The following is an 11,763-nucleotide window of genomic DNA, read 5'->3' as shown; positions in this document are numbered from 1 at the left end:
GGGGAAAGTGAGCGCACCGTGGGTCAGGCAACAGCGCGCGGGCCATACGCCAAGACACCGGCCCGCCGAGCGGAGATCGTACGGGCGGCGCGCGACAGCTTCGCCGAGAACGGCTACGCCAAGGCCTCCCTGCGGGACATCGCGGAGCGTGCCGGCATCACCCACGCCGGACTTCTCCACCACTTCCGCAACAAGGACGAGATCCTCGCCGCGGTGCTCGCAGAGCGGGATACCGAGGAGTGGCAGCACGGCGCGGCACAGGTCGACAGCCTCGACCAGCTCGCGCCCTACCTCGGTGAGCTCATCCGTCACCACCAGCAGGCCCCGGAGCTCATGCGCCTGTGGATCGAGCTCGCCGCCGCGGCCTCACGCACAGACCATCCCGCCCACACCTACTTCGTCGAACGCTACGAACGCGGGCGCACGCAGTTCGCCGAAGGCTTCCTCGACAAGGCGGCCCGCGGCCGACTGCGTGAGGGCGTCAGCCCCGAGAGTGCCGCGGCTCTCTTCCATGCCGTGCTCAACGGCCTCCAGCTGCAGTGGGTCCTCGACCAGGACCTCGACATCATCGGACCGCTCAACGACTTCGTCCGCCTGCTTCTCGACCGGGACGACCGGGACGACCGGTAGGCGGAGTCATCAGATGATCATGTCCTTTCCGTTCGCCGGTCTCGTCGCGACCATTACCGCGGCATGGTCGTGGAGGTGCTCGACGAGTATTCGCGGACGCATCGGCATCACAGGCAGCTCGGCACAGCAGCACACCCCGACCGGGATGTGATCAGGCTCCTGCGCACCTGCCGGCGGCTGACCTCTATGCCCTAATGCCGGGCCCGGGCAGCCAGGGAGTCCAGCATCCACTCAGCCGGCCCGGCTTCGTCCGAAGCCCACATGTCTCCACCGGGCCGCACCTTCAGTCTCCCGGGCGGCACCTGCTTGGCCGGAGCGATGATCCGCGATCGCTCGGCTCGGTGATCCGCCTTGCGGCCCTGCCCGCCCAGATCATCAAGCCCCTTCCAGGCCGGAGCGGTGGAAGCGGTGCAGCCAACGCCGCACCGTCTTCTGGCCACAGCCCAACTCGTCCGCGACCGCCGGCACCCACAGGCCGGCCCAGCTCGGCTCGACCATCCGGGCCCGCGCCACCACATCCCGGAGCGCCTTGCGGGCACACGACAGCCGACGCGCGCCACTGCCCTCTCATCCCCATCACGGCATGGCCGTCCTCGTCACACCACTGCCCAGCACATGCACTCAGCTTGTCGTTCAACCCTCGGCCTCGGCTATGCCGCGTAGTCGGATGCTTGGGCACAGGTAGAAGAGTTCGGGATCGCCTTCGTCCAGGCCGTGGAGCAGGCCAACAGGGCTCCAGCCGACGAACTGCAGCAGGCGTTGCATGGGTTGGTTGGAGACATTGGTCGAAGTGAACAGCTTCGGGGTGGTGCACGCGGCTTCGGTGGCCTTGAGGAGATGTGTGCCCACGCCTTGCCGACGGGCGGTGGGCGCGACCATCAGCATGGTGACGAAGCCCTGCTCGAAGAAGGTGTACTCCAGCACGCTGTAACCCAAAGGTCCGGATGAGTCTCGGGCCATGAGGACCACACTCTGTTCGCACCAGCGTCGGATGCTGTCCCGTCGTGTGTGGTCGCCTGCTGCCGCGACAGAATCGATCTTGGCTAACGCGGCCCAGTTCGACGGGTCCGCGCGGTCCACTTCAAGCCCGCTGAGGTTCTCGACGTCCATGGGGTGCATCGTGGCAGCGTACGGGCGGTTGGTGCTCGCCTATCGGGTTCGGCGGGGCCTGGTGCCCTTCTTGTGGTGTGCGGGGCGGCTGTATGCCTCGTCGGTGGCGAGGACACGTCCCACCTCGTGCCGGGTGGCTGGGCGGCGGTTCTTCGAACCGAGCGGTCGACCGGGGCCGGGCCGGGACGGTTTCGGTGCACCGGCCGGGGAGCCGGTCTTCACACGCAGGTTTCTGAACCCCCCTGCGGGCCCGGGCGGGCGTCAGCTTGTTCGGCTCGGTCATCTCCCAGGGCCGCCGGAGATTCGGTGGCCAGTGACCGGGCGAGCCGGAGTTGGGGATAGGCGGCGGCATCCCCAGCCATGTCCACCGGTCGGCCGCCTCGGAGCTGCGGAGCCCTGGGCCTGGTCCACCCGAGTGTCTGCTTGAACAGGCGGAACGTGTGCTCCAGGTCGAAGCGGCGGAGGAAGAACGGCCAACAGCGGTTCACGTCGTTCGCGGTGGCGGCGGTGCCCGACCACCACAGCCAGACCGGCTTGTTCACCCCGCCACTGGGCAGCTTCTCCACGGTCAGGTAGATGACGGTGCCCTCGATGATGGGCAGCGGTCCGTCGTGATCGAGCCAGGCCGCCCGCCGGGTCAGCCCCGGGTGCGATCGGTCCCACGCCTGCGCGGTCGCTTTGCCGAAGCAATGCCCCTTGCACCAGGGCCGTTTCGGGTTCAGGGGCATGGTCGTGCCCCTCGTCACTGCTCCTTCCGTCAGGCCGTCACCGCGACGACCTCGTGCTGCGGGCCGCCGAGCACGACCTTGAGGGCTCCGGTGTCGGAGGCGTTGCCGAAGACCTCGTACGCCTCCTCCATACGGTCGAGCGGGAAGGTGTGGGGTCACCATCTGCGCGGTGGGCAGCCGGCCGGCGGCCGCCATGCGCAGCAGCATGGGGGTGGAGTAGGTGTCGACCAGACCGGTGGTGATGGTCACGTTCTTGATCCACAGGTCTTCGAGGTGCAGGGTCGCGGGCTTGCCGTGCACGCCGACGTTGGCCACGTGGCCACCCGGCCGCACCATGCGGGTGCACAGTTCGAAGCTCTCCGGCACGCCGACCGCCTCGACGACCACGTCGGCGCCCAGGCCGTCGGTGAGGTCCGCGATCAGCTGCTCGGGTTCTTCCGTGGCGTCGGCCACCGCCTCGGCACCGAGCTGCCTGGCGGCTTCCAGCCGTGAAGCGGCCAGATCCACGGCGACGATCCGCTCCGGCGCGAACAGACGTGCCGTGGCGATCGCCGCCAGTCCGATGGGACCGGCACCGACGACGGCGACGGTGTCGCCGGGGCGTACGTGCCCGTTGAGGACGCCCACCTCGTAGGAGGTCGGGAAGATGTCCGCGAGGAGCACGGCGTCTTTGCACCGCGCTGGGAAGCGCGTGCACGGACAGGTCGGCGTAGGGGACGCGGACGTACTCTGCCTGCGTGCCGTCGATCAGGTGGCCGAGGATCCAGCCTCCGCCGCCGCGGCACTGGCCGTACATGGCCTCGCGGCAGTAGCGACAGCGCCCGCAGGCGCTGATGCAGGAGACCAGGACTCGGTCTCCGGGCCGTACGGTCCGTACGTCGCTGCCGACCTCGACGATCTCGCCGACCGCCTCGTGGCCCAGCACGATGCCTGGACGCACCTCGGGGACGTCACCCTTGAGGATGTGCAGGTCCGTCCCACAGATGGTGACGATGTCCACCCTCACGATCACGTCGGTGGGCTCCTTGATGCCTGAGTCGGGGACCTCTTCCCAGGCGGACTTTCCTGGACCGTGGAAGACGTAGGCCACTGGGCCCGACGGAGACGGCCGACCGGGGGCGGGCGCGCGGAAGCGCGCAGACCGGCGCTCCGTCGCAGCTGTGCTGCTCACCGATGTTCCGCAGACCCCGTCCGCGGCCGGGGCCCCGGCCGGGCCCTGACGAAGGTCAGCCGGCCGGCCGACGACGGCGCCACCCGCACCGGACGGACCCGGATCGACGGTCACGGTCTGGCTGGAGCCCGTGGCGCGCTCACGACCGAGCCGACTGGGCCGACTGGGCCGACGGAGGCCGCCGCTGAGTCGGCGCTCTTCGGCTTCGCGGCAGCCGCAGCCCTTTCCGGTCTCGCCTTCGGCGTCGGCGCCCCTCCGGTGGCTGGACCGACGTCGCCTCGCCCGGCGGGCCAAGGCGTGGGACCTGGTCGGCCCGCGGTGGAACAGACGATCGGCTGACGCGCCGGGCCGCCCGGCCCTTCGCTAGCGAGCGGGCTGCGGGCGCGGTGCAATGAACAGTGAGGTGGCTTGCTGCCGCCGCGCATGAGGAGGTGGCGCATGCGCTACGAAGACCGCGCGGATGCCGGGCACCATCTGGCCCGGCGCCTGCAGTACCTGCGGGGCACGGATGCGGTGGTGCTCGGACTGCCCCGGGGCGGGGTCCCGGTCGCGTACGAAGTGGCCCGCTTCCTCGGCGTGCCCATGGACGTGCTCGTGGTGCGCAAGCTGGGCGTGCCGTGGCAGCCGGAGCTGGGATTCGGTGCGATCGGCGAGGAGGGCCTCCGCGTGATCAATCAGGACATCCTCCGCGAGAGCGGGCTCAGCCCCGTCGAGCAGGAGCGCGTCGAGCGCTCCGAACGCGCCGAGCTGGAGCGGAGAGTGCGCCGGTATCGCGCCGACCGCCCGCCCCTGGCCCTGGCCGGCCGCACCGCTGTGGTGGTGGACGACGGGCTGGCCACCGGCGCCACGGCCGAGGCCGCCTGCCGGGTGGCCCGCGCTCGTGGGGCGGGTGAGGTCGTCCTCGCCGTCCCTGTCGGCGCGGAAACGACCGTGGCGCGCCTGCGCGAATCAGCGGACCAGGTCTTCTGCCTGCAGGCATCGCGTCATCTGGGGTCCGTCGGGGCCTGGTACCGCGACTTCTCACAGACCAGTGACACGGAGGTGGCCGCGCTGCTGGCCGAGGCCGGCCACCCCGGCTCCTCGCCGCCGGCCCACCACCATCCGAGCGCCCGTTGACCGTCGACGAGGTGTCGGTCCCCGCCGGGCCGGTACGGCTGGCCACACGACTCGTGGTATCCGCCACGGCACAAGCGGTGGTGGCGTTCGCCCACGGCAGCGGGAGCAGCCGGGGCCGTCCGCTGATCCTGTGGTCGGCGAGCTGCCGCGCGCCCGCCTTGAACGGGGTTCCGTACCCGGTCCGGACGGCATCAGTGGTCCTCACGGACCCGACCTCGCTGCTTCATGACGCTTCCTACCTCCGCGGAGTCGGCGCAGACAGGGGTCCCACGGAGAAGGAGATCCCGGTGATCGTCGAGAGCCTGCCCAGGGACCTGCCTCACCGGACCACCGGCGGTTCTCCGGTGCGGTCGGACGGGATCAGCTGCCCGTCACCGGACACGTCCTCCTCCGGCTGCTGGGCGGCTGTTGCCGCCGGCGCGGCTGCTGCACAGGGAGTCCACTCCCCTGCCGCCGTCCGGCCCCGAAGATCACGGGCCATGAGCCGGAACGGCTGGAAGTCGAAGTCCGGGGTCCGGCTGACCTGCCGAACGACCCTCTCGAAGACCGCCTTTCCCGCCGGCCTGCCCCCGGCCCCCTGGCCTCGTTCACCCTCCTGAGGGCCGTGTCACGGCTCGTCCGTCACCGGCACCCGCCACACCAGAGCGGTTCCGCCGTCGGCCGGGCTGTCGAACTCCAGCGCTCCGCCCAATTGCTGTGCTCGTTCGGCCATGTTGCGCAGGCCGCTGCGGCGGCCCTCCGGCGGTATGCCCACACCGTTGTCGGAGACCGTCAGCCGCACTTCCCGACCGTCGGTCTCCAGCGCCACGTCGGCACGGTCGGCACGGGCGTGACGGGCGATGTTGGTCAGGGCCTCGGACAGGACCGCCACCACGTGGTCCGCGATCCGGCCGGGGATCTCGGTGTCCACCAGGCCTTCCATCCGCACGCTGGGGGCGAAGCCGAGCACCGGAGCGGCTTCGCCGACCGCCCGCACCACGCGGGCGCGCAGACCTGATCCTGCGCTCCCCTCGCGCGACCGCAGACCGAAGATGGTCGACCTGATGATCTTGATGGTCTCGTCGAGGTCGTCGACCGCCCGGTTCACACGGTCGGCGGCCTGCGGATGCTCGATGAAGCGGCCCGCGCTCTGCAGCGTCATCCCGGTGGCGAACAAGCGCTGGATCGCCAGGTCGTGCAGGTCCCGGGCGATCCGGTCGCGGTCGTGGAGCATGGCGATGTGCTCGGCGTCGCGCCTGCGTTCGGCGAGTTCCATCGCGATCGCGGCTTGGGAGGCGAAGGCCTGCAGCGGTTCGGTCTCCTTTTGCGTGAACACCGGTCGACCCGCCTGACGCACCAGCAGAACGACGCCCCGCACGCTTGCGGCCGTTCCGATGGGAACGGCCACGGCCGCCCCGAGACCGGGGAAGCGCGGGGCACTGTACGACACCCGCTCGTCGTGGTTGACGTCCGAGCTCGTGACCGGGGAAGCGGTGGAGAAGGCCCGGCCGATCAGGCCACTCACGGGCAGCACCAGGCCGCGGTGCTCCTCCGCGCCCTGCCCGATGGCCAGTTCCACAGTGAGCGAGTCGGTGTCCTCCATGGGCATCGCGACCACGGCCAGGGCGGCATCGGTGATCTCCCTGGCCCGCTCGGCGATCAATCCGAGCGCCTCCGCGCGCTCGCTGCCGGACATCAGGCTGTGGGTGACCTCCGCGTTCGCCTGCAGCCAGCGCTCGCGAAGTCGGGACTCCTCGTACAAGCGGGCGTTGTCGATGGCGACGCCGGCGGCCACGGCCAGAGTGGACAGGACCGACTCGTCCTCCTCGTCGAACTGCGCTCCGCCCTGCTTCTCGGTCAGGTACAGATTGCCGAAGACCTGGTCCCGCACCCGGATCGGGACGCCGAGGAAGGTGTTCATCGGCGGGTGGTTGGCCGGGAAGCCGTACGAGGCGGCGTGCTCGGAGAGCTTCGTCAGCCGCAGCGTCTCGGGGTGCCGGATCAGCTCTCCCAGGATGCCGTGGCCCTCCGGATAATTGCCGATCTCCGCGATCTGGTCCTCGGTGACACCCACGGTGAGGAAGGCGGACAGCCGCTTGCCGTCCGGTCCGATCACCCCGAGGGCGGCGTACTGCGCATCGACCAGCACGGCCGCCGCCTGCACGATGCTGTACAGCGCCTGCTCAAGATCCAGCTCCCGGCCGACCGAGAGCACGGCCTCCAACAGGCTGTGCACCCGGTCCCTGGTACCCCGGGCGGCGTCGATGCGCGCCTGCAGCTCTTCCAGCAGCTCGTCCAGCTTCAGCTGCGGCAGCCGTACCCGCGCCTCCTCAGGGCTTCCCACCGATGCTCCTCACGTCCCCACGGCCGCCGACGGCCGACCGTTCCGGTCACGTGCCACGGTAGTGGTCCGAGGGAGGTGAGGGGACGGAATCGGCCCTGGTCATCCCTTAGGAGACCCGGCTTCACCGGTCGGTCTGGCCGCCACGTGCTCGGTGAGGTCGAGCGGGCGGGTGAGCAACAGGGTCAGGCAGGCCGACGTGGCGTCCAAAGCCATTGACGCCCATGCGCACGCTCATGTCCGTCGCCCTCCCGATCGGCTGTCTGGCGTTTGCTGCCACCTTGCGACGTCGGGACGGAAGGGGCCTGGGCCGTACGGGGGGCGGGCCAGGGCGCCTTCTGCCATGGTTCGGCACCGCGGTCGTTGAGCGAGGCTTCAGCGTCCTTCGTTCTTGAGCCGGTCCTGTGCCTGAGTGGCGATCACCGCGGCCTGGATGCGGCGCTCCACCCCGAGCTTGGCGAGCAGACGGGAGATGTGGTTCTTGACGGTCTTCTCGGCGAGGTAGAGCCGCTGGCCGATCTGGCGGTTGGTCAGGCCCTCGCCGATGAGAGCGAGGATCTCCCGCTCCCGCTCGGTCAGACCCGGCAGCGCGTCCGGCTCGGGCTCCTTGGTCTGCTCGCCGCGCAGCCGTGCCATCACCTTGGCGGTGGCGCTCGGATCGAGCAGGGACTGGCCCGCGGCCACCGTACGGACGGCCGAGACCAGGTCGGAGCCCTTGATCTGCTTCAGTACGTACCCGGACGCCCCGGCCATGATCGAGTCCAGCAGGGCCTCCTCGTCGTCGAACGACGTCAGCATCAGACAGGCCAGCTCCGGCATGCCCGACCGCAGCTCCCGGCACACGCTCACCCCGTCGCCGTCAGGCAGCCGGACGTCGAGCACCGCCACGTCGGGACGCAGGGCGGGGACCCGCACGAGGGCCTGCTCAACCGTGCCGGCCTCTCCCACCACGGTGATGTCCGGCTCGTCGTCCAGCAGGTCGTGGACGCCTCGGCGTACCACCTCGTGATCGTCCAGCAGGAAGACCCGGATCGGGTCGCCGGTACCGGGCCGCTCACTGTCCGCCATCGGATGCTCCTTGTCAGGTGCGCGTCGTGGGCCGCCCTCCGGACGAGACCGCGGCTCCTACCGGAGATCTTTCTCGTTTCAGGGCCGAACGGCCAGGGCCGGTCGGCCCTGTTTCACCCCCGGCTCCTTGCCGTACGGCTCCCCGCTCGCCGCACGGACGAAAACCGGCCCCGTCACCGAGGGCCGACCGGCCCGCCGGACGGGACAGCCGGCACCTGCCAGGCCGCAGGCATCCGCAGGAGGCTGGAAGCCTAAGGGCAGAAGAGCCGTGGCACGAGGCCGAGGAGCACAGGGTCATGGTCCGTTACGTGTACGAATTCACCGACGGCGGCCGCCACATGGCCGACCTGCTCGGCGGCAAGGGAGCCAACCTGGCCGAGATGACCCGGCTGGGCCTGCCCGTGCCCCCGGGGTTCATCGTCACCACCGAGGCATGCCGGGCCTTCCTGGCCACCGGCACCGCACCCGAGGGGTTGTCCCAGGAGATCTCCCGGCATCTGTCGGCCCTCGAGGCCGCCGCGGGGCGGCTGCTCGGGCAGCCGGACGACCCGCTGCTGCTGTCGGTGCGCTCCGGGGCGCGCTTCTCCATGCCCGGCATGATGGAGACGGTCCTCGACATCGGCCTGAACGACGACTCCGTCCTCGGCCTGGCCAAGACCTCGGGCAACGAGCGCTTCGCCTGGGACTCCTACCGCCGGCTGGTCCAGATGTTCGGCAGCACGGTGATGGGCGTCGACTCGTCTCTGTTCGAGCAGGCCATCGCCCTGCTCAAGGAGGTGCGCGGCGTCGCGGACGACGTACACCTGGATGCCACCGACCTCGCCCAGCTCGTGGAGACGTACAAGGACCTCATCGAGTACGAGACCGGTGAGCACTTCCCGCAGTCCCCCGCCGAGCAGCTGCGCCGGGCCGTCCTCGCCGTCTTCCAGTCCTGGAACGGCGAACGGGCCCGGCTGTACCGACGGCGCGAGCACATCCCGGACGACCTGGGCACCGCGGTCACCGTGCAGCGCATGGTGTTCGGCAACCTCGGCTCCGATTCCGGCAGCGGGGTCGCCTTCACCCGCGACCCGGCCACCGGGCGGCCCGGTCTGTACGGCGACTACCTCGTCGACGCCCAGGGGGAGGACGTGGTCGCGGGCATCCGCAACACCGTGCCGCTGACCGATCTGGAGCGGCTGGACCCCGCCTCCTATCGGGAGCTGCGGGCACACATGGAGACCCTGGAGTACCACTACCGGGACCTGTGCGACATCGAGTTCACCATCGAGCGCGGGCGTCTGTGGATGCTGCAGACCCGCGTCGGCAAGCGCACCGCCGAGGCCGCCTTCGCCATCGCCGCCGAGCTGGCCGACGAGGGGCTCATCTCGGTGGACGAGGCCCTGGCCCGGGTCAGCGGCGACGGGCTCGCCCGGCTGATGTTCCCCCGATTCGACACCTCTGCCGTCGGCGAAGCGCTGGCGCACGGCATTCCGGCCTCGCCGGGTGCCGCCGTCGGAGCGGTGGTGTTCGACTCGGCCGAGGCGGTACGGCGTGCCGCCGCCGGCGAGAAGGTCGTCCTCGTGCGGCAGGAGACCACCCCGGACGATCTCCCCGGCATGGTCGCCGCCGAGGCCGTGCTCACCAGCCGGGGCGGCAAGACCAGCCACGCGGCCGTCGTCGCCCGCGGCATGGGCAAGGTCTGCGTGTGCGGCGCCGAGCAGATCACCGTCGACCCTCAGGGACGCCGCTTCACCGTGGGCGGCACGACCGTGCGGGAGGGCGAGGTCGTCTCGGTGGACGGCTCCGCGGGCACCGTGTACCCGGGCGCGGCTCCGCTGGTCGCCTCCGCGGTCATGCGGTTCCTGGAGAGGGATGAGCACGGCGAGCCTTCCGCGCCGCTGGTCGACGCGGTGGCGAGGGCCCTGCGACGGGCCGACCACGTACGGCGGCTGGAGGTACGGGCCAACGCCGACACGCCCGAGGACGCCGCCCGGGCCCGCCGGTTCGGCGCGCAGGGCGTCGGGCTGTGCCGCACCGAGCACATGTTCCTCGGCAAACGCCGCAAGCTGGTCGAGGAGATGATCCTGGCCCGCGACGACATCGAACGCGCGCGCGCCCTGGACGCCCTGTTGCCCCTGCAGCGGCAGGACTTCATCGGCATCCTGGAGGCGATGGACGGCCTGCCGGTCACCATCCGGCTCCTCGACCCGCCGCTGCACGAGTTCCTGCCCGACCGCACCGAGCTCGCCGTCCGGGTCGCCACCGCCGACGCCCGGGGAGAGCTGCCGGAGCCGCACGACGTCGAACTGCTGGACGCGGTCAACCGGATGCACGAGGAGAACCCGATGCTCGGGCTGCGCGGCGTGCGCCTGGGCCTGGTGGTGCCGGGACTGGTCGCCATGCAGGTACGGGCCGTCGCCGAGGCGGTCGTGGACCGCGTCCGGGCCGGCGGCGACCCCCGGGCGGAGATCATGGTGCCGCTGGTCGACACGGTCGAGGAACTCCGCCTCGCACGCGAGGAGGTGGACGCGGTGCTCGCCGAGGTCGGCAAGGCCACCGGCGTCCCCGTCCGGTGCCCGGTCGGCACGATGATCGAACTGCCCCGGGCCGCGCTGACCGCGGGCCGCATCGCCGAGGAGGCGGAGTTCTTCTCCTTCGGCACCAACGACCTCACCCAGACCGTCTGGGGCTTCTCCCGCGACGACGTGGAGGCGGCGTTCTTCTCCGCCTACCTCGACAAGGGCATCTTCGCCACCTCCCCGTTCGAGACGATCGACCGCGACGGCGTCGGCCGTCTGGTCGAGATCGCGGTCGCCGAGGGCCGCGCCACCCGCCCGGACCTGAAGATCGGCGTTTGCGGCGAGCACGGCGGCGACCCTGAATCCGTGCACTTCTTCCACGCAGCCGGCCTGGACTACGTCTCCTGCTCGCCGTTCCGTGTTCCGGTCGCCCGTTTGGAGGCCGGGCGAGCCGCGCTGGAAGGCGCCGGGGACAGCGACAGCAGGTGAAGGGGCGGCCGACCACCCCGCATGCCACCAGCGGATCGACGATCGCAAGAAATGCGGACCGACAAAGACACCCGCGTCCGGAACGCCCCGGACGCGGTCCGCCGGGTGCGGGCCACGGGGGACGTGGACGACACGGCACTCCCCCAGCTGCGGGAGAAGATCGCCGCCGCCCTGCACCGGCCGGGTCTGCCGGCCGTAAGCGGCGTGGTCCGACTGGAACGGGCCGCCGCTCACCACGTCGAACCGCCATGGTCCTGCCAGGCGGAGATCCGAGGAGGAACCGATCCGTGGTCGTGCACGCCCGCGAGGCGAGCGCACGCGAAGTCGCTGACCGGTTGGAGACCCGGCTGCGCAGCCGGGTCGAGCGGACCCTGCACCGCACGGACGCGGCCCGCGGGTCGGCGCCGCCGTGGCGGGGCGGCCGGTCCATCGGGCAACCGGCCCAGGGCTCTGCGGCTCGTGTGCCGGACGGCGATGAAGCGACTGGCTGAGCGGGGATCCAGTGGGGGGGGGGGGGGGGGGGAGGCCCCCCCCCCCCCCCCCCCCAGGAAGAGGGACGTTGCACCCCCCCACGTCCGCCGGGTGCCGCGCCACAAAGGGATCCCAGACCAGCATTGGTCCCAACGCACC

The 11,763-nt window shown here is 71.1% G+C and carries 7 protein-coding genes and 2 pseudogenes; 3 read left to right on the top strand and 6 right to left on the bottom strand.

Annotated elements, in window-relative coordinates:
• Nucleotides 1–18 precede the first annotated feature (18 nt).
• Nucleotides 19–630, top strand: a complete 612-nt coding sequence (locus tag ACZ5XS_RS24375) for a TetR/AcrR family transcriptional regulator (RefSeq protein WP_468654556.1) — start codon at nt 19–21, stop codon at nt 628–630.
• 375 nt (nt 631–1,005) lie between these two features.
• Here the strand turns inward: ACZ5XS_RS24375 and ACZ5XS_RS24370 are convergent, their stop codons facing one another.
• From ACZ5XS_RS24370 to ACZ5XS_RS24355, 4 genes and pseudogenes are all read right to left on the bottom strand, one after another.
• Nucleotides 1,006–1,128 carry a helix-turn-helix domain-containing protein gene (locus ACZ5XS_RS24370; RefSeq protein ID WP_468654554.1) on the bottom strand — a complete coding sequence of 41 codons (123 nt, stop codon included), beginning with the start codon at nt 1,126–1,128 and terminating at the stop codon, nt 1,006–1,008.
• Between the two features lie 135 nt (nt 1,129–1,263).
• Nucleotides 1,264–1,740, bottom strand: a complete 477-nt coding sequence (locus tag ACZ5XS_RS24365) for a GNAT family N-acetyltransferase (protein WP_468654552.1) — start codon at nt 1,738–1,740, stop codon at nt 1,264–1,266.
• 39 nt (nt 1,741–1,779) lie between these two features.
• Nucleotides 1,780–2,426 (bottom strand): annotated as a pseudogene (locus ACZ5XS_RS24360) (NF041680 family putative transposase); the annotation flags it as partial.
• Nucleotides 2,427–2,497: 71 nt separating this feature from the next.
• Nucleotides 2,498–3,558, bottom strand: a pseudogene (locus tag ACZ5XS_RS24355) (zinc-dependent alcohol dehydrogenase family protein).
• 519 nt (nt 3,559–4,077) lie between these two features.
• Between ACZ5XS_RS24355 and ACZ5XS_RS24350 the strand changes: the two are divergent.
• Entirely contained in the window at nt 4,078–4,755 is a 678-nt protein-coding gene (locus ACZ5XS_RS24350; RefSeq protein WP_468654550.1) for a phosphoribosyltransferase, read from the top strand.
• Nucleotides 4,756–5,362: 607 nt separating this feature from the next.
• On the opposite strand, the gene ACZ5XS_RS24345 is transcribed toward ACZ5XS_RS24350, so the two are convergent.
• Complete coding sequence (locus ACZ5XS_RS24345) at nt 5,363–7,078, bottom strand: GAF domain-containing sensor histidine kinase (protein WP_468654548.1); 1,716 nt, start codon at nt 7,076–7,078, stop codon at nt 5,363–5,365.
• Nucleotides 7,079–7,450: 372 nt separating this feature from the next.
• A complete protein-coding gene (locus ACZ5XS_RS24340; RefSeq protein ID WP_468654546.1) occupies nt 7,451–8,143 on the bottom strand; it encodes a response regulator in 693 nt (230 codons plus the stop codon).
• 296 nt (nt 8,144–8,439) lie between these two features.
• Between ACZ5XS_RS24340 and ppdK the strand changes: the two genes are divergently transcribed.
• On the top strand, nt 8,440–11,133 hold the full coding sequence (gene ppdK / locus ACZ5XS_RS24335) for a pyruvate, phosphate dikinase (RefSeq protein WP_468654544.1): 2,694 nt from the start codon (nt 8,440–8,442) through the stop codon (nt 11,131–11,133).
• Nucleotides 11,134–11,763: the final 630 nt, after the last annotated feature.

It is taken from the genome of Streptomyces sp. NPDC033131 (assembly GCF_055578365.1).
Note: the sequence above shows the minus strand (reverse complement) of the source record. Positions and strands in the feature narration are given on the sequence as shown.

Bases quoted from the DNA above. Each gene is read 5' to 3' on its own strand.
- ACZ5XS_RS24370 (WP_468654554.1), bottom strand. From the start codon at position 1,128: ATGGTCGAGCCGAGCTGGGCCGGCCTGTGGGTGCCGGCGGTCGCGGAC.
- ACZ5XS_RS24365 (WP_468654552.1), bottom strand. From the start codon at position 1,740: ATGGACGTCGAGAACCTCAGCGGGCTTGAAGTGGACCGCGCGGACCCG.
- ACZ5XS_RS24350 (WP_468654550.1), top strand. From the start codon at position 4,078: ATGCGCTACGAAGACCGCGCGGATGCCGGGCACCATCTGGCCCGGCGC.
- ACZ5XS_RS24340 (WP_468654546.1), bottom strand. From the start codon at position 8,143: ATGGCGGACAGTGAGCGGCCCGGTACCGGCGACCCGATCCGGGTCTTC.
- ppdK (WP_468654544.1), top strand. From the start codon at position 8,440: ATGGTCCGTTACGTGTACGAATTCACCGACGGCGGCCGCCACATGGCC.